Annotated in this window: 18 protein-coding genes; 10 read left to right on the top strand and 8 right to left on the bottom strand. The window is 72.7% G+C overall.

What is annotated here, in order from left to right; all coding sequences use genetic code 11:
- Positions 1-161 precede the first annotated feature (161 nt).
- The 4 genes from VA596_RS15165 (at position 162) to VA596_RS15150 (ending at position 5,246) form a co-directional block, all read left to right on the top strand.
- Positions 162-860, top strand: coding sequence for a response regulator transcription factor (locus VA596_RS15165; protein ID WP_323327418.1), 699 nt, complete (start codon positions 162-164; stop codon positions 858-860).
- Positions 857-2,245, top strand: coding sequence for a HAMP domain-containing sensor histidine kinase (locus tag VA596_RS15160; RefSeq protein ID WP_323327416.1), 1,389 nt, complete (start codon positions 857-859; stop codon positions 2,243-2,245). Before VA596_RS15165 ends, VA596_RS15160 begins: the two co-directional genes overlap by 4 nt.
- Positions 2,246-2,300: 55 nt before the next feature.
- A complete protein-coding gene (locus VA596_RS15155) occupies positions 2,301-2,924 on the top strand; it encodes a DUF998 domain-containing protein (protein WP_323327413.1) in 624 nt (207 codons plus the stop codon).
- Between the two features lie 306 nt (positions 2,925-3,230).
- Positions 3,231-5,246, top strand: a complete 2,016-nt coding sequence (locus tag VA596_RS15150; protein WP_323327411.1) for a glycosyltransferase family 4 protein — start codon at positions 3,231-3,233, stop codon at positions 5,244-5,246.
- A 103-nt stretch (positions 5,247-5,349) separates the two neighbouring features.
- Here the strand turns inward: VA596_RS15150 and VA596_RS15145 are convergent, their stop codons facing one another.
- The 3 genes from VA596_RS15145 to VA596_RS15135 form a co-directional block, all read right to left on the bottom strand.
- Positions 5,350-6,180: an undecaprenyl-diphosphate phosphatase gene (locus tag VA596_RS15145; protein ID WP_323327763.1), complete on the bottom strand. Its 831-nt coding sequence runs from the start codon at positions 6,178-6,180 to the stop codon at positions 5,350-5,352.
- A 74-nt stretch (positions 6,181-6,254) separates the two neighbouring features.
- Positions 6,255-6,713, bottom strand: coding sequence for a DUF1707 SHOCT-like domain-containing protein (locus VA596_RS15140; RefSeq protein ID WP_323327409.1), 459 nt, complete (start codon positions 6,711-6,713; stop codon positions 6,255-6,257).
- 105 nt (positions 6,714-6,818) lie between these two features.
- On the bottom strand, positions 6,819-7,520 hold the full coding sequence (locus VA596_RS15135; protein WP_323327406.1) for a response regulator transcription factor: 702 nt from the start codon (positions 7,518-7,520) through the stop codon (positions 6,819-6,821).
- A gap of 108 nt (positions 7,521-7,628) precedes the next feature.
- Between VA596_RS15135 and VA596_RS15130 the strand changes: the two genes are divergently transcribed.
- Positions 7,629-8,924 carry a HAMP domain-containing sensor histidine kinase gene (locus VA596_RS15130; protein WP_323327404.1) on the top strand — a complete coding sequence of 432 codons (1,296 nt, stop codon included), beginning with the start codon at positions 7,629-7,631 and terminating at the stop codon, positions 8,922-8,924.
- 213 nt (positions 8,925-9,137) lie between these two features.
- Here the strand turns inward: VA596_RS15130 and VA596_RS15125 are convergent, their stop codons facing one another.
- The 3 genes from VA596_RS15125 to VA596_RS15115 all read right to left on the bottom strand — a co-directional run bounded on the left by VA596_RS15125 (position 9,138) and on the right by VA596_RS15115 (position 11,547).
- Positions 9,138-10,235 (bottom strand): hypothetical protein, encoded by a 1,098-nt coding sequence (locus VA596_RS15125; protein WP_323327402.1) that lies wholly within the window; start codon positions 10,233-10,235, stop codon positions 9,138-9,140.
- A 137-nt stretch (positions 10,236-10,372) separates the two neighbouring features.
- Complete coding sequence (locus VA596_RS15120) at positions 10,373-11,002, bottom strand: DedA family protein (protein ID WP_323327400.1); 630 nt, start codon at positions 11,000-11,002, stop codon at positions 10,373-10,375.
- Between the two features lie 41 nt (positions 11,003-11,043).
- Complete coding sequence (locus VA596_RS15115) at positions 11,044-11,547, bottom strand: Rv1733c family protein (RefSeq protein WP_323327398.1); 504 nt, start codon at positions 11,545-11,547, stop codon at positions 11,044-11,046.
- Positions 11,548-11,781: 234 nt separating this feature from the next.
- Between VA596_RS15115 and efeU the strand changes: the two genes are divergently transcribed.
- The 3 genes from efeU to VA596_RS15100 are packed head-to-tail and all read left to right on the top strand — an operon-like array spanning position 11,782 to position 14,512.
- A complete protein-coding gene (efeU, locus tag VA596_RS15110; RefSeq protein ID WP_323327397.1) occupies positions 11,782-12,627 on the top strand; it encodes an iron uptake transporter permease EfeU in 846 nt (281 codons plus the stop codon).
- 2 nt (positions 12,628-12,629) lie between these two features.
- Entirely contained in the window at positions 12,630-13,754 is a 1,125-nt protein-coding gene (gene efeO, locus VA596_RS15105) for an iron uptake system protein EfeO (protein WP_323327396.1), read from the top strand.
- Positions 13,754-14,512: an ABC transporter permease gene (locus VA596_RS15100; RefSeq protein ID WP_323327395.1), complete on the top strand. Its 759-nt coding sequence runs from the start codon at positions 13,754-13,756 to the stop codon at positions 14,510-14,512. Before efeO ends, VA596_RS15100 begins: the two co-directional genes overlap by 1 nt.
- On the opposite strand, the gene VA596_RS15095 is transcribed toward VA596_RS15100, so the two are convergent.
- Both VA596_RS15095 and VA596_RS15090 read right to left on the bottom strand, forming a co-directional pair.
- Positions 14,509-15,126 carry a transglycosylase SLT domain-containing protein gene (locus VA596_RS15095; RefSeq protein WP_323327394.1) on the bottom strand — a complete coding sequence of 206 codons (618 nt, stop codon included), beginning with the start codon at positions 15,124-15,126 and terminating at the stop codon, positions 14,509-14,511. The two genes, VA596_RS15100 and VA596_RS15095, sit on opposite strands and share 4 nt — an antisense overlap.
- 26 nt (positions 15,127-15,152) lie before the next feature.
- Complete coding sequence (locus tag VA596_RS15090) at positions 15,153-15,764, bottom strand: phosphatase PAP2 family protein (protein ID WP_323327392.1); 612 nt, start codon at positions 15,762-15,764, stop codon at positions 15,153-15,155.
- Positions 15,765-15,875: 111 nt separating this feature from the next.
- On the opposite strand from VA596_RS15090, the gene VA596_RS15085 reads away from it, so the two are divergent.
- Positions 15,876-16,922 (top strand): MGDG synthase family glycosyltransferase, encoded by a 1,047-nt coding sequence (locus VA596_RS15085; protein ID WP_323327390.1) that lies wholly within the window; start codon positions 15,876-15,878, stop codon positions 16,920-16,922.
- Positions 16,919-17,623, top strand: coding sequence for a polysaccharide deacetylase family protein (locus VA596_RS15080; protein WP_323327388.1), 705 nt, complete (start codon positions 16,919-16,921; stop codon positions 17,621-17,623). Before VA596_RS15085 ends, VA596_RS15080 begins: the two co-directional genes overlap by 4 nt.

Raw genomic sequence — 17,623 nt, 5'->3', positions numbered from 1 at the left:
CTTCTCCTTGGCGTCGGTGAAATCCCTTTCCAGCGAGGCTAGCCGCGGAATCCGGCCCCGATCGCGGTCCAACGTTAATGTTCGATGAGAGTTGGGCGGCGCCACCCGGACCTCGACTACAGTCACGGTGTGTCATCAACTCCGGGCGAAGGGACGCGAGGGTGCACCTGGTGATCGTCGACGACGAAGCTGCCGTGCAGGACTCGCTTTCACGGACGCTGCGGTTCGAGGGCTACACCGTCTCCGTCGCCGGGGACGGCGTCGCCGGGCTCGAGCTGATCCGCGCCGAGGCGCCCGACGGTGTCCTGCTCGACGTCACCATGCCGCTGCTCGGCGGCCTCGAAACCTGCCGGGTGCTGCGGGCCGAGGGCAACCCGGTGCCGATCCTCATGCTGACCGCGCGCACCGCGGTCACCGACCGGGTCGCCGGCCTCGACGCCGGGGCCGACGACTACCTGGCCAAGCCGTTCGCCCTGCAGGAGCTGCTCGCCCGCGTCCGCGCGCTGCTGCGCCGCACCGAATACAACACCCCGACGGCGTCGGCCCCCTCTCCGACGGCGTTGCGGTTCACGGACGTGACCCTGGACCCGGCGACGCGGGAGGTGTTCCGCGGCGACCGGCCGGTGCACCTGACCCGGACGGAGTTCGCGATGCTCGAGACCTTCCTGCGGCACCCGCGGATCGTGCTGACCCGCACCGCGATGTTCGAGCACGTGTGGGGCTACGACTTCGGCACCGCGTCCAACGGCCTCGACGTCTACGTCAGCTACCTGCGGCGCAAGCTCGAAGCCAAAGGCGAGCCCCGGCTGCTGCACACCGTGCGCGGCGTCGGCTACGTGCTGCGCGAAGAGCCGCTGTGAAACGGGTCAGCTGGAAGCGGCTCTCGCTGCGGGCCCGGCTCGGGGTGCTCGTCGCGGCGGCGGTGGCGATCGCCGTCGTGCTGGTGTCGGCGATCTCCTGGAGCATCACCCGCGCCGATCTCTACGACCAGTTCGACGCCCGCCTGCAGTCCTACGCCCAGCTCGCCGCAAAGACGTCGTCGCCGGCCGAAGCGCTGGCCACGCTCAGGTCCACCGAAAACCACCAGGGGCCCGGCCGCGACGGCGGGCTGACCGTGCAGTTCCTGTCCCCGGCCGGCGCGGTGATCGGCACGGCGGGAGCCAAGCCCGTCATCCCGCCGCGGGCGCCGGGCGCGCCGGTGGCCCCAGGCGAGGACAGCCGCACCTCCGACGTCCGCCGGATCGACGGCGACCGGTACCGGGTGTGGACGGCCCAGCGCTCCGACGGCGGCACGGTCGAAGTCGCCCAGGACTCCGAGGACGTCGAAGACACGTTGGGCCACTTGGGTTTGTGGCTCATCGTCGTCTCACTCGCCGGGATCGTCGGGGCGACGCTGGTCGGCCGGGTGATCGCCCGGTCGGCGCTGCGCCCGGTCGACGACCTGACCGCCGCGGCCGAGAACGTCGCCCGGACCCAGGAGCTGTCCGCGGCCATCGAGGTCACGGCGGCCGGCGAGATCGGCAGGCTGGCGACGGCGTTCAACGCCATGCTGGGCGCACTGAGCCGGTCGCGGGACGAGCAGCGGCGGCTGGTCGAGGACGCCGGTCACGAGCTGCGCACCCCGTTGACGAGCCTGCGCAACAACATCGAGCTGCTCGTGCACGCCGAGGCCAACCCGCAGCGGCAGCTGTCGGCCGAGGACCGGTCGCGGCTGCTGGCCGACCTCGACACCCAGGCCGTCGAGCTGACCGCGCTCATCGGCGAGCTCGTGGACCTCTCCACCGGGGAACGGCCCAGCGAGGTCGCCGAGCGGACCGCGGTGGCCGACGTCGTCGGCTCGGCGCTGGAACGCGCCAGGTCGCGGTGGCCGAAGGTGACCTTCACCGCCGAGCTGACCGGCGCCGAGGTGCTCGCCCGGCCGGCGGCCCTGGAGCGCGCGGTGCTGAACGTGCTGGAGAACGCCGCGAAGTGGTCGCCACCCGGCGGAACCGTGCAGGTGACGACGTCGGTGACGCCGGAGGCGGTGCGCGTCCGCGTCGACGACGAAGGCCCGGGGATCGCCGACGCCGATCTGCCGCACGTGTTCGAGCGGTTCTACCGCGCCGACGCCGCCCGCGCGCTGCCCGGATCCGGGCTGGGGCTGGCCATCGTCGAGCAGGTGCTGGCGCAGCACGGCGGCCGCGCCGAAGCCGCGCGCGCCGACGGCGGGGGCGCCCGGTTCGACCTGGTGCTCCCCGCTTCTTAAGGAAACCGCGCGCGATCTTCATCGAACTCTCATGCGGGCCCAGCAGTTTTGAGGTGTGACTCCACGGTCCACGCTTTCGCCCACGCCGCTGGCGACGCTGACGCTGGTGATGGCCGCCGTCGCCCAGGCCATCATCGCCGGGCTGACCCTCGGCTTCGCCGGCCACGTCAGTCCCTGGCGCGACCCGGTCAGCGACTACGCCTGGCACCGCGGCGGCCGGCTCCTGTTCGCGGTGGCCGTCGTGCTCCTGCTCGCGTCCGCCGCGGCGCTGGCGGTCGCCGCCCACCTCGCCGCGCTGCCCCGGACGCCGCTCGCGAGTGCCCTGTTCCTGCTGTGGACGGCCGGGCTGCTGGTGGTCCTGCTGTTCCGCAGCAACCTCAGCGCCGCGGACCCGACGGCGTCCGGCGAGATCCACCGCGCCGGCGGCGCCGTGCTGTTCGCCAGCCTCCCGCTGGCCGCGTGGACGCTGAGCACGCGGCTGCGGGCCGACACCCGGTGGCTCGCCGCCGCGGCCACCCTCCGGCGCGGCGCGCTCGCGGGTGTCGTGACGGCGGCGGCGTTCGGCCTGGCGCAACTCGTCGGCTGGCTCCCGGCGGGCCTGCTCGAACGCGTCGCGCTCCTGGCCGAGTTCCTGATCATCGCCACCATGGCGACCGCGCTGCGGAGGGCTGTCCGATGACCGCCCTCGCCGTCGCCTGCGCCCTGCTTGCCGCCGACCACTTCACCACGGCGACCGCACTGCGGCGGACCGTCCGATGACCGCCCTCGCCATCACCTGCGCCCCGCTCGCCGCAGACCACTTCGCCACGGCGGCCACCCGGCAGGCCGTCCGACGACCACCTCGCCTGCGCCCTACTCGCCGCCGTCCACTTCACCACGGCGACCGCGCTACGGCGGACCGTCCGATGACCACCCTCACCATCACCTGCGCCCCGCTCACCGCAGCCCTCTTCGCCACGGCGACCGCGCTACGGCGGGCCGTCCGATGACCGCCCTCGCCGTCGCCTGCGCCCTGCTTGCCGCGGTCCTCTTCGCCGCGGCCGCCACCCGGCAGCACCACGAGGTCGCCGGCCTGGCGGTCGACGGCCCGCCCCGGCTGCGCACCCTGGCCCGGCTGCTGCGGTCGCGCGGGTGGTGGGCCGGGACGTCGCTGGCGACCGGCGGGAGCCTGCTGCACGTCGTCGCCCTGTCCCTCGCGCCGCTTCCGGTCGTCCAGCCGCTGGGCGTCTTCAGCCTCGTCCTCACGGTCGTCTTCGCGCGACGGGCCCGCGACCGCCGGGTCCTCGCCGCCGTGGTGCTGGTCCTGCTCGGCGTCGCCGGCTTCGTGGTGCTCGCGGCGTCCGCGACCACGGACACGGTGATCGGCTGGGGAACGGCCGAGTCGGTCGCGCTGGCCGGGTTCGCGGTGGCCGCGGTCGTCTGGTTCGCCCGGGCGAGCTGTGCCGTGCTCGCCGGAGCCGCGGCCGTCCTCTTCGGACTCGGCTCGGCCGTCGTGCACGCCGCCGTCACCCAGCCGCTCGCGGCGGCGGTCCTGCTCGGCGCGCAGGCCCTGCTCCTGCTGGGGGCCGGCGGGGTGGTCCTGCACCGGGCCTACGCGGCCGGTCCCGCGGCCGTCGTCGTCGGGACCACGACCGTGCTCGACCCGCTGACCGCCGTCGCCGTGGCCGCCCTGGCCTACGGCGAGGCCCCGCACCTCACCGCGGCCACCGCGGTCCTCGCGGCCATGGCCGCGATCGTCGCTCTCGCCGGCGTGCGCGTGCTCGCCGGTGCCCTTCCGCACCATCCGCCACCAGCCAAGGAGATCCCCGTGCCCTCGTCCGGCCTGCGCGTCCTGATCGGCGCCGACACCTTCCCGCCCGACATCAACGGCGCCTCGTTCTTCGCCGAGCGGTTCGCCCGCGGGCTCGCGCGCCGGGGGCACGAGGTCCACGTCGCCTGCCCGTCCGACGACGGCCCCGCGCGCACCGAGCAGCGCGACGGCTACACCGTGCACCGGATCCGGTCCCGGGCCATCCCCTTCCACGGCGAGTACCGGTTCTGCACCCCGGGGGGCGCCCGGCAGGCCGTCGGCCCGCTCCTGGACCGGCTGCGCCCCGACGTCGTGCACGTCCAGGCCCATTTCGGCGTCGGCCGCGCCCTCCTCGAAGCGGCCTCCGGACGCGGCGTCCCCGGGATGGCCACCAACCACTTCATGCCGGACAACCTGCTCGGCTACACGCCCTTCCCCAGGCGGGTGAAGGAGGCGATCACCCGCTGGGCGTGGCGGGACCTGGTGCGCGTCTACCGCGACGCGCGGACGGTGACCACACCGACCCCGCGCGCCGCCGAGGTCCTCGCCGGAATCGGGCTCGACCGGCCGGTCCAGGTCGTGTCCTGCGGGATCGACCTCGGCCACTACACCGCGGGCGGCCGCAGCTCGGACGGGCCGATGTCGGTGCTGTTCGTCGGGCGGCTGGACGCCGAGAAGAACATCGACCAGCTGCTGCGCGCCCTCGCCCCGCTGCCGCACGTACGCGCGGACCTCGTCGGCGACGGCACCCGCCGGCGCGACCTCGAAACCCTCGCCGCGGAGCTGGGTGTCGCGGACCGGGTGACGTTCCACGGCTTCGTCCCCGACGCCGAGCTCGTCCGCCGGTACGCCGCGGCCGACGTCTTCTGCATGCCCGGCACGGCCGAGCTGCAGAGCCTCGCCACGATGGAGGCGATGGCCGCCGGGCTGCCGGTCGTCGCCGCCGACGCACTCGCCCTGCCGCACCTGGTCCACCACGGCGAGAACGGCTACCTGTTCGAACCGGGCGCGATCACGACGATCTCCCGCTGGCTCGCCGACCTGGCCGCCGACCCCGCGGCCCGCGCGCGGATGGGCGAGGCGTCCCGGGCCATCGTCGCCGGCCACGACCTCGACGGCGCCCTGGACGCGTTCGAGGGCCAGTACCGGATCCTGCTGGGCATCCCCGAGCCGTCCACGGCGACCGAGCCGGCGGTGGCGCAGACCGCGTGATCGGGGCGGCGGTAAGCGCTCGGCCGACTTCGGTTGCCCGAGCGCTTACCGGCCCCGTGCCATGGATCGCCGAGGCGACGGTCCACATCGGACCCTGAACCGGTCAGCCGTGGAGCACGCCGGTGCCCAGCAGGCCCAGCAGCGCCACGCCGACGATCACCCGGTAGACGACGAACGCCGTGAACGTGTGGCCGGCCACGAACTTCAGCAGCCACGCGATGGCCCCGTACGCCACGGCGAACGACACCACGGTGCCGACCACCAGCGGCACGACGTCGAGGTTGCCGCCCAGTGCGTCCTTCAGCTCGTACAGCCCGGCGCCGGTCAGCGCGGGAATCGACAGGAAGAACGACAACCTCGTCGCAGCGACGCGGTCGAGGCCGCGCAGCAGGCCGGTCGAGATCGTGGCCCCGGACCGGGAGAACCCCGGGAAGAGCAGCGCCAGGATCTGGGACGCGCCCACGAGCATCGCGTCGGGCAGCGTGACGTCGCCTTCGGTGCGCTTGCCCGTACCCAAGCGGTCCGCGAGCCCCATGACCACGCTGCCCCCGATCAGCGAGGCCGCGACCACCCACAACGACGCCAGGGGTCCCTTGACCAGCGACTGGAACAGCAGTCCGGCCACCACGATCGGGATCGTCGCGAAAATGACCCACCACGAGAACTTGTAGTCGTGTTCCTGACGGGCCTCGGCGTTGACGAGCCCCCGGCCCCACGCCCCGGCGAACCGCGCGATGTCGCGGAAGAAGTAGACGAGCACGGCGGCGATCGCGCCGACCTGGATCACCGCGGTGAAGCCGACGACGGACTGGTCGTCGACGGGAATGCCGAGCAGTCCTTCCGTGATCTTCAGGTGTCCCGTGGACGACACGGGGAGGAATTCGGTCAGGCCTTCCACGACGCCGAGGATCACGGACTGGCCGATGTCGATCACGCTCAAGAAACTGTTCCTTCGGGAGAGGAGAGCGGTGTCCACAAAGGACCCGCGGGGAAACGGTGGTGCGGGGCTCAGCCCCGGCCGAGCTCGTGGTGGTCGAACCCTTCGTCGCCGAAGCCGTGCAGTGCGGCCAGCACGAGTGCCGTGAAGATCAGGGCCACCGCGACGGCGGCGACGAACACCGCCAAGCGGCGCCGCCGGCTCACGGCCACCTGTCCCCGGCCGACGAGCGCCGTCGCGTCGGCACTCAACTGCCGTCGTGCGGTGGCCAGGATAGGCAACCACCCGATCGCTTGCGCGCGCGGCCCTTCCGTTCGGGGAAGGTCGGCGACGACCGCGTCCAGTTCGTGGCGGAAACGCGCTTCGGCGACGAGCGCCAGACGGTCGTCCAGTTCGTCGACCGTGAGGCGCCCTTCCCCGGCGGCGTCGGCCAGGCGCGACCGGATCCGTTCGCGTTCTCCGTCCGAGCAGCGGATCGACCCGGGGGTGGTGTCGTCGCCCGGTGCGCCCGATGAGACGGGATCAGCCATCGTAGGTCCTCGAGCTGGTGGTCCGGATTCGTTGCCCCGAAGCTATAAGAGCGAAAGTTGTCGGCGCGCTAGGAGAGGGTTAACGTACGGCAAGAACGGCCGCGGTCAGCTCGGCTGCGGAACCGGCTGCTCCAGGCGGTAACCGTAACCCCGCACGGTGGTGATGACGGGCAGCGCGCCGGAGTTCGCCGCGGCGGCGGCCAGCTTGCGCCGGAGCGCGACGATGTGGACGTCCAGCGTCTTCGTCGAGCCGTGCCAGTGCGTGTCCCAGACGTCGGCCATCAGGGTGTCCCGGCTGATCGCCGCGCCCGGCTCCTGCGCGAGACGCAGCAGCAGGTCGAACTCCTTGGGCCGCAACGAAACCTCGTCACCCGCCAGCACCACGCGGCGGGCGGCGACCTGGACGACCAGCTCCCCCACCCGCAGGGGCGTCGCGTTCGAGGAGTACCCGCGGCGCAGGTGCGCGTGCAGCCGCGCCAGCAGTTCCCGCAGCCGGATCGGCTTGGTCAGGTAGTCGTCGGCGCCCACTTCCAGCCCCACGACGACGTCCATCTCCTGCGTGCGCGCCGTGATCATGATGATCAGGGCGTTCGGCGTGATCGCCCGCGCGCGCCGGCAGACCTCGATCCCGTCGAGGTCCGGCAGCCCGAGGTCGAGGAGGACGACGTGGTACTCGTCGAGCTTCATCCGGCGGAGGGCGTCACCGCCGGTGTGGGACCACATCACGTCGTAGTCGTGCATCCGCAGGGCGGATTCGAGCAGGCTGCCGATCGTTTCGTCGTCTTCTACGAGCAGAACCGCGGCCATGGGGAAATGCTACCGGAATTCGGGGCCGTCGATCATCGGCCGCACAATTTACCTCGTTGAGGTGAACGTTAACCATTCGCTAACCTTTTCCCCGGGCAGACTGCGGACATGCGCAGACGCATCATTCTGCTCGCCGTCGCCGCCGCGCTGCTGGCCACCAGTCTTTTCGGGATCCCCCTCGCGGTCGGCGTCGCGAGCTATTTCACCCAGGACGAGCGCACCGAGCTCGAGCGCACCGCCGACGCCGCGGCGCTGTCGATCGCCGACGACGTGCTCGCGCACCGCGCCCTGCCGGAGTTCCCCGGGTCCGGCGAGAACACCACCGGTCTCTACAGCCCGGCGGGCACCCTCGTGTCCGGCAGCGGCCCCGGGACCGCCGATCCCGTCGTGTCGCGCGCCGGCGACGGTGAGGTGGCCACCGGTGAGGTCGGCCCGGACCTCGTCGTCGCCGTGCCGATCCTGCAGGACGACCGGCTGACCGGCGTCGTGCGCGCCTCGACGCCCCGCGCCGAGGGCTACCAGAAGATCGCGGTCTCCTGGCTCGCCATGGCCGGGCTGGCGGCCGCCGCGGTCGCCCTGACGTGGCTGCTCGCGGCGAGGCTGGCCGCCCGGGTCGCCGGGCCGCTCGAGCACCTGTCCGCGGCGGCCGGACGGCTCGGCGACGGCGACTTCAGCATCCGCGCCCCGGTCAGCGGCATCGGCGAGATCGACCAGCTGGGCGGCGCCCTGGACCAGGCCGCGGCCCGGATCGCCGACGTGCTGGACCGTCAGCGCGCCCTGGCGGCCGACGCCTCGCACCAGCTGCGCACGCCGCTGGCCGGCCTGCGCCTGCAGTTGGAGTCGGCCCTCGACCCGCCCGGGCAGGACCTCGAGGCGGCCGTGGCGGCCGCGATCGCCACCACGGACCGCCTCGAGACGACCATCGACGACCTGGTCACCCTGGCCACCCGGCCGCCCGAGGACCGCGGGGTGATCGAGCCGGACGTGCTGCTGCGCGACGTCGTGGCCGGCTGGCGGAACCTGCTCGCCAACCAGGGACGGCGGCTGGTAACCGCGCCCGAGGCCGACGGACGGCCGCGCGCCGCCGAGGCCGCGGTGCGGCAGATCATCGGGGTCCTGCTCGACAACGCCGTCGTCCACGGCCGAGGGACCGTCACGATCGCGACCCGCGACAGCGCTGAAGCGTTCGCGATCGACGTCACCGACGAAGGCCACGGCCCGCCGGAGGGACCGGACCTGTTCACCCGCGGCCACAGCGGCGCGGGCGGCTCAGGGATCGGCCTGGCGCTGGCGCGCGACCTGGCCGAGGCCGAAGGCGGCCGGCTGTGGCTCAGCCGCCCGGCCCCGACGACGTTCACCCTGCTACTGCCCCCGGCGCCCACAGCACACCCGAACCCGCGGTGACGGCCGAGAACTCACGCCCGGCAGCGCCCGCAGCACACCCGAACTCGCAGTGACAGCCGAGAACGCACGCCCGACACCCGAGACCCCGCAGGGTGAATCGACGACAGGCCCGACCCGGTACGCACCGCGCTCCGACATGGCATGACCACGAACAAAGTCACCTGGGCACGCCGCCCGGCGAACCGAAAGGCGAAGGCACCCGCCCGCCGTCGTTCACCCCGTTGCCGCCCCCGGCGTCCGCAGGGCACCCGGGCGTGCCGTGATAGCGAAGAAATCGCGCTGGTCGGCGGACAGGTAGCGATCAGGCGCGGTGGGCATGCTCGGGACCAGCGTCCGGGGCGCCGCACCCGAGACGTCGGGGCGGAACAGGTTGCAGCTCACCATTCCGCCGTGGATGTCCAGCTCCATCCCCCGGACCACGCCCGCGGCTGTCAGCGCGTTCGACATGGCGGTCAGGGTGAGCTGGTTGCCGGCCACGTAAACCAGCCGGCCCTGTGCGTCGACCCCGAGGCCCGAGCGCCAGGTGAACTGGAACTGGTTGCGCGCGCTCCCCCACTGGCCCGCCGGGTTCCCCGATAGCCCCGGGACCGGCTTGCCGCCGTCGACGATCAGCTCGAGGTTCTGGCGCACCGCGGCGACCTGCGGGGTCATCCGGGCGTCGCGGCCCCACAGCGCGACCGTCGCCACGCCCGACCGGTCGACGACCAAGGACGCCATCCCGTTCTTCAGCGGTTTCCCGTACTGGCCGTCGGCGTAGAAACCACCGTCGGTGTCGCGGAACTTGAACCCCGAGTTGAACGTCGCGAGCAGCGACGGGCGCAGCGCGTTCGGCACCTGCGCCTGCTCGGGCCAGCTGCCGCCGGGTTCCTTCGTCCCCGCGATCAGGTGGGTGCCGGTCCACTTCTGGTCGAACGCCACCATCGCGGCCACCACGCTGGTGTGGTCGGGGTCCGGGCGGAGGAACGTCGTGTAGTCGGCCGCCTGGCCACCGGCCATCCGGGCCCCGGGCACCCACGCCCCTTCGCCGGGCAGGGCGCCGGGGAGGGTCGCCAGTGACGCGGGTGCGTTCGCCGCGTCCGCGCCGGCGGGTGCCGGTGCCGGGGCGGGCAGAGCGTCGGTGCCCGGCGCGGTGTTCGCCGGTGGATGCCTGGTGTAGTACCAGTTCTCGAACGCGTTCACGACCGGGCCGGCGCCCATCTGCCGGGCCCAGTCGGCGGTCCGGGCGGCGAAGGTCGCCGCGCCGGGTGCGGTGAGGGCCTGGACGTACGTGACGGCCGGGTAAATGATCAGGAGCAGGAACACGACGAGCACTCGCCGCAGTCGTTTTTTACGGCGTTTCCCCGGGGGACGAGAGGGATTCGGAGTTCCGGTTCGGCTCGCGATGTCGACCATATTTCACGGTAACGACGCCCCGGTTCAGCCCCGTGCAGCGAAGGGCTAAGGAATGGCTAAGAGCCACCGACCTCGTTGCGCTGCTTGCGGCTCCGGAGGAGTTCGAGGCCGAGCGGAATGAGCGAAACGATCACGACGAGCGCGATGATCGGCAGGAGGTACTGGTCGATCCCGGGAATGCTCGACCCGAGGACGTACCCGGCGAGCGTGACGCCGATCGACCAGAGCAGGCCGCCGAGCACCTGCCACACCAGGAAAGTACGGGCGGGCACGGCGAGGATGCCGGCGAGCGGGTTCAGGACCGTGCGGACCACGGGGATGAACCGCGCGAGCACGATGGCCTTGGCGTGGCCGTAGCGGCCGAAGAGTTCCTCGGCCCTGGTCAATCCTCGATGCAGGTGCTGGTTGCGAGTCCGGGCCAGGAGAGCGCGGCCCCCACGCCGTCCGATGAGGAACCCGGTCTGGGCGCCCAGGAGCGCGCCCGCGACCGAGGCGATCAGCACCAGGGGCAGCGAAAGGTGGACGGCGGCCGTCGCGCTGGTCGTGCAGAACAGGCCGGCGGTGAAGAGCAGGGAGTCGCCGGGCAGGAAGAACCCGATCAGCAGACCGGTTTCGGCGAACAGGACGAGGAACACCCCGGCCGCGCCGAGGCTCGACAACCAGGATGTCGCGCTCAACGGGTTCATCGGTCGGACCGCCTTCCATCTTCGACACGTACGTAGTATTTCTACACCCATGTCGTATTAGGCGGCCACCAGCCCAGCAGGCGGCGGCTGATCAGGTAGACCCCGCCCAGCACGGCGAGCGCGACCGATTCCCACAGCACCCCACCGAGAACCGCGGTGACGAACACCTCGGAGCCGCTCAGCGGCGGGGCAACCTGCCGTCCCATCCGATCCGTCCACACCTGAACGCTCTTCGGGACGGCCACACCGCCGCTCACCTCCACGACACCGCGCCGAGGCTGACCGTCGGGCGCACTCCAGGTCGCGGTGACCGCCTTCAGGCCGGACGCCGCCCCCGGCGCCCGGCCCGCGGGAATGTCGGGCCGGAGCTGCGCGACCACGAGGTGCCGGGCGTGCGCGTCGGCGGCGGCCGAGGACGCGAGCCTGCCGTAGTCGGCCGCGGAGAGCAGGCCGACGACCACGACGGACGCCGCCGCCAGCAGCCCCAGCACGACGAGGACCCACGCCTCCGGCCGGACGCGTCTCGACACCCGCACAACCCTCATGACCTCAGCGTGCGCCCCCGGTCAGGGCCGAGGCACGGCCGTTAACCGCCCCCTTGCCCGCCGCTGGCAGATGATTACCCGACGCCGGGCCACGACCAGGAACGTCGACGCCGATTGTCTGTTTTGTCCGCTCCTAATGTTTGGCTAACTCTTGGCCGGCGGCTTGGATTTCAGGTGAGCCTTACCTAATGCTGACGAGACCCGCCAGCCACCGGACCGCCAGGGAGTCGTGCGTTGTTGTTCTCCAGCCTCTTGATCGGACTGCGGGAGGGTCTCGAGGCCGCGCTCGTCGTGAGCATCCTCGTCGCCTTCCTGGTCAAGACCGACCGGCGGTCCGCGTTGCGCTGGGTGTGGCCCGGGGTGGCCGTCGCCGTGCTGCTGTCCGTCGCCGTGGGCGCGATCCTCACCTACACCACCGCGCACCTGACGTTCGAGCACCAGGAGCTGGTCGGCGGCGTACTGTCCATTGTGGCCGTCGCCTTCGTCACGGCGATGATCTTCTGGATGCGCACCGCCGCCCGGCACATCTCCGCGGAGCTGCGCGGGAAGATGGAGAACGCGCTGAAGCTCGGCCCGGCCGCCATCGCGCTGGTGTCGTTCCTCTCCGTCGGCCGGGAAGGCCTGGAGACCTCGGTCTTCTTCTACGCCTCGGTCCAGACCGCCCAGGGCGACACCGCCTTGCCGCTGCTCGGTTTCAGCATCGGGATCGTCGTCTCGATCGCGCTGGCCTGGCTGCTCTACCGCGGCGCGCTCCGGTTCGACCTGGGGAAGTTCTTCAAGATCACCGGCATCCTCCTGGTGTTCGTCGCGGCCGGCGTACTCGGCTACGGCCTGCACGACCTGCAGGAGGGCGGCTTCCTCCCCGGACTGTCCACTTTGGCCTTCGACGCCTCCGGCGTGCTGCCCGAGACCACCTGGTACGGCACGCTGCTCAAGGGCGTCTTCAACTACTCCCAGCAGACGACCGTGCTGCAGGCGATCGCCTGGCTGGCGTACGTCGCGATCGTCCTGCCGCTGTTCCTGCGGCCCGCGCGGAGCAAGAACCCCGGCGTCCCGGCCGCGGCCGAAGCGAAGGAGTGAGCATGTCGACAGTCCTGCGAACCGGCGCGGCGCTGGCCATCGTGGCCCTCGTCTCGGCGTGCGACGCCCAGCCACCGTCCGCCGCCCCCGGCGGGCCGATCACCGTCACCGCCTCGGACACCGCGTGCCAGGTGTCCGCGAACACCGCGCCGGCCGGCAACGTGACCTTCCAGATCGCCAACCAGGGCAGCAAGGTCACCGAGTTCTACCTCTACGGCGAGGGCGACCGGATCATGGGCGAGGTGGAGAACATCGCGCCCGGCCTGACCCGGCGGCTCATCGTGGAGGTGGCCACCGGCGGCACCTACCAGACGGCGTGCAAGCCGGGCATGGCCGGCGCGGGCATCCGCGGTGCGTTCACCGTCACCGGCGGCGCGGCCAAGGGCACCGACGCCAACACCCAGCTGGCCGACGCGGCCCGCGGTTACGCGCGTTACGTCTCCAGCCAGACCACGGCTTTCGCCGACGAGACCCGGAAGTTCGCCGACACGATCAAGGCCGGGGACGTGGCCGGCGCGAAGGCCCAGTACGCCCGCACCCGGATCTACTACGAGCGGATCGAGCCGGTCGCGGCCAAGTTCGGCGACCTCGACCCCGCCATCGACGTCCGCGAAGCCGATCTGCAGGCCGGCCAGGAGTTCACCGGCTTCCACCGGCTCGAGAAGGACCTGTGGGTCACCGGCCTGCACCCGGACTCCCCCGCGATCGCCGACCGGCTCGTCACCGACGTCACCACACTCGGCCAGAAGGCGGCCGCGTTGCAGCTGACGGCGCTGGATCTGGCCAACGGCGCCAAGAGCCTGCTCGACGAGGTGGCCACCGGGAAGATCACCGGCGAGGAGGAAGCCTTCTCCCACACCGATCTTTCGGACTTCCAGGCCAACGTCGACGGCTCCAAGGGCGCGATCCAGGCCCTGCGGCCCGTCCTCGCCGAACGGAACCCCCAGCTGGTCGCCGATCTGGACGCCCGGTTCGCCGACGTGCAGAAGCTCCTCGACGCGCAACGCACCGGCGACACCTTCAAGCTCTACACCGAGCTGTCGCCGGATCGGATCAAGCAGTTCGCGTCCGCGGTCGACGCCCTGTCCGAGCCGTTGAGCCGGGTCGCGGAGGTCGTCGCGAAGTAGTGACCAGCGCCGCGATCAGCTTCGGACCCGCACTCCTGGCGGTCCTCGTCCTGCTCACCGCCGCCGGGGCCGCCATCGTCCGCTGGGGCGAACTCGGCCAGGGCCGCGCCGTCGTGATCGCCGCCGTCCGTGCGGTCGCGCAGCTGGCCCTCGTCTCCCTGGTGATCACCGCGATCCTGCGCTCCACCCCGCTGACCGGCCTGTTCGTGCTTCTCATGTTCGGCATCGCCGCGATCACGTCCGCACGCCGCGCCGGCGGCTGGGCGAACCTGCCGTGGACGGCCCTCGCGATCGCGGCCGGCGTCGCCCCCGTGCTGGCCCTGGTGCTGGGCGCCGGCGTGGTCCCACTACGCCCGATCGCGGTCGTGCCGATCGCCGGCATCGTCATCGGCGGCGCCATGACCGCGACCTCGCAAGCCGCCCGCCGCGCCCTGGACGAACTCAAAGCCCGCCACGGCGAATACGAAGCCGCCCTCGCCCTCGGCTTCATGCCCCGCCCGGCCGCGCTGGAGATCTGCCGCCCGTCAGCCGGACACGCCCTCATCCCCGCGCTCGACCAGACCCGCACAGTGGGGCTGGTGACGTTGCCGGGCGCCTACGTCGGTGTCCTGCTCGGCGGAGCGGGCCCGATCCAGGCGGGCACGACCCAGGTGCTCGTCCTGATCGGACTGCTCGCCGCCGAAGCCGTGTCGATCCTGGTGACCGTCCAGTTCGTCGCGGCCGGGAAGCTCAGCCGGACGCGGGGTTCACGCGGCTAGCCTTTTCCCACCGCAGCGCCCGCTTTCGCCCAGTTGGCGCGCAGGTCCGACAGATACGTCTGGACCTGGGTGCCGGGCTTGGTGCCGCGCGCGAACGCCTTCATGTTGCCCGGTCCGGCGTTGTAGCCCAGCGCCAGCAGTTCGCCGGTCGTGTACTGGCCGCTGTGTTTCGCGGGCAGCTGGGCGGCCAGGTCGTGCAGGTACCAGGATTCGGCCTGGATGGCGAGGTCCGGGTCGTCGGGCAGCTCCTGCCAGTCGCGGCCGGCGAACGACCGGCCGCGACGGGTCTGCTCGTACGTCGCGCGGTGCATGTTCGCCACGCCGAACGCGGCGTCCGGCTTGAGGTTCTGCCAGGCGCGCTCGAGCTGCGGATCGTGCGGCTTGTAGTTCTCGTTGTAGAGGATGGCCAGCACCAGCTGCGGATCGACCCCGGCTTCGCGGGCGCGCGCGACGACCTGCGGCGCGAACTTCGCCGGATCGGGGTTCACCGCGCCGTCCGAGGCCGACGTGCTCGTGACGGGTGCGGTGGCGGACGTCGCGGGCGCAGCAGGCCCGGGAGTCGCGGAACACCCGGCCAGCACCAGAACGCACGCGAGCACGAGGTACCGCCGCATGAGTCCTGCCTTCGCCGGGGATACCGCTACTGTACGGCCACGGGTTGCCGGTCGGTCCCGACCAGGGGCCGGAGACCGCCGCCGCGCAAGTGATCCACGACGGCCGTCATCGGGCGTCGCAGCGGCAAGCCCAGGCACGCCACCAGCGCACCGAGGACAGCTCCGGCCAGTACGTCGTGCGGGTAGTGCGCGCCCAGGTACATCCGCGAAACCGCGACCAGCAGGGCCAGCCCGAGCGCGACCAGGCCGGTGCGGCGCGCGGCGAACAGCAGGGCGACGGCCGCGGCGACGGCGAGCGTGACGTGGTTGCTCGGGAACGAGTAGTCCGTGGCGTAGTCGCAGGTCGCCACCGTGGGCACCGCCGGGTACCGGATGCACGGCCGGGGTTCCTGGACGAGGACCTTCACGAGGTTGCTCACGCCGTAGGCCAGCGCGACGGCGAGCGGGACCCACAACGCGGCGGCCATGCGGGCCGCGTCGCGCGGGCGCATCCGCCACCACGTCACCCCCGCCAGCAGGGCGAGCAGCACCAGGCCCGCGTTGGTGTAGATCGCCATGAACCCCTGCAGCCACGGGGTTTCCCGGGCGAACCCCAGCACCGCGAGGTACCAGCTGCCGTCGATCGCCCCGCCGTCCACGCGCGTGTCCCCTTCCGTACTTCTACAGTCTTCTAGAAATTCTACTCCAGTGTAGATGTAGCCGGGGGCCCGCTTGCCCGCTGTTAATCTACAACCCTGTAGAACTTCAGCATGGCACGCATCGTGATCGTCTCCGCCCGGTTCGGCGCCGGGCACGACCGAGCCGCGTACGCCCTGGCGGACCGGCTGAACGGGCACGAGGTCGAGGTCCTCGACTTCCTGGACCTCCTGCCGCCCGCGCTGGGCGGACGGTTGTGCCGGCTGTACCGGCGCCAGCTGCAGACCGCCCCGCGCAGCTGGGACTGGACCCTGCGCGCCCTCGGCGGACCCCGCGGCGCCGCCCTCGCGAGCCGGGCGGCCGGCCTGGCCCGCCGCGGGCTGCGCGAAGCGCTCGGCGACCGGACGGACCTGGCCGTCTCCACCTACCCGCTCGCGTCCCACGCCCTGGCGCGCCTGCGCGGACGCGGTGAGCTGACCGCCCCGCTCGCGGTGTACCTGACCGACCCCGCGGTGCACCGCATCTGCGTCACCGGCGCCGCCGACCTGCACATCGCGCCGAACCACCTCGCCCGGCAGCAGGCGCGGGCCCTGGGCGCCCGCGCGGCCGCGGTCGCGGCTCCGCTGGTCGCGTCCGCGTTCCGGCCCGCGGCCCCGCCCGAGCGGCGCCAGGCCCGGGAGGCGTTCGGACTGCCCGGCGAAGGACGGCTGGCGCTGGTCACCGCCGGCTCGTGGGGCGTCGGGCAGGTCCGCCGGACCGCCCACGACGTCGCCCGGTCCGGCACGGTCACCCCGGTGGTCGCCTGCGGCAGCAACACCGCCCTGCGCGACCGGCTGCGCGCCGAGGGCCTGGCGCACGTGTTCGGCTGGGTCGAGGACATGCCCGGGCTGATGCGCGCGGTCGACGTCGTCGTCCAGAACGCCGGCGGGCTGACCAGCTCGGAAGCCCTCGCGGCCGGGCTGCCCGTGCTCACCTACCGCTGCCTGCCGGGCCACGGGCGCGCGAACGCCGCCGTCCTGGACCGGCTCGGCCTCGCCCGCTGGATCCGCGACCCGGCGGACCTGGCCGCCGCGCTGGCCTCGGAAGACCGCCCGTCCCCCGCGGCCCAGCCCGCCGAGGATCCGCTCCCCCTGCTCGAGAAGCTCCTGGACCGCGCGTGAAGGCCACGATCGGGCTCGCGGCGCTCGCCGCGGCCGGCCACCTCGCCCCCGCCGCGGCCTTCCTTCCCGGCCCCCGGCGCACCTTCCTGCCGCGGCTGGCCGGGATCGGCGTCCCCGGGCAGGTCGCCCTGACCTTCGACGACGGCCCGTCGCCGACGTCGACCCCGCAGTTCCTCCGGGCCCTCGACCGCCACGGCGTCCGGGCGACGTTCTTCCTGCTCGGCGCCCAGGCCCTGCGCGCCCCGAAGCTGACCAGGGCCATCGCCGAGGGCGGGCACGAGATCGGCGTCCACGGCTGGGACCACCGGTGCCTGCTGCGCAAGACGCCCGGCCGCACCCACCGGGAACTGCTCGGCGCCCGCGACCTGATCGAGACCCTCACCGGCGTCCGGCCCCGCTGGTTCCGGCCGCCTTACGGCGTCTTCAGCGGGGCGTCCCTGCTCTCGGCCAAGCGCCTCGGGCTCACCCCGGTGCTGTGGAGCACGTGGGGCTTCGACTGGACCGAAGGCTGCACGGCCGCGTCCGTCCACCGCAAGGTCATGCGGAACGTCGGCGACGGCGGCACGATCCTGCTGCACGACAGCGACGTCACCACCGGCAACGGCGCCTGGCGCGCCACGCTCGGCGCGCTGCCGTCGATCGTCGGCGACTGCCGGGCCCGCGGCCTCCACCTCGACCGGCTGGGTACGACACTTCTGTAG

Source organism: Amycolatopsis heterodermiae (assembly GCF_034929455.1).
Classification (GTDB): Bacteria; Actinomycetota; Actinomycetes; order Mycobacteriales; family Pseudonocardiaceae; genus Amycolatopsis; species Amycolatopsis heterodermiae.
The sequence above is the reverse complement of the archived record's forward strand: the minus strand, read 5'-3'. Positions and strand labels throughout refer to the sequence as shown.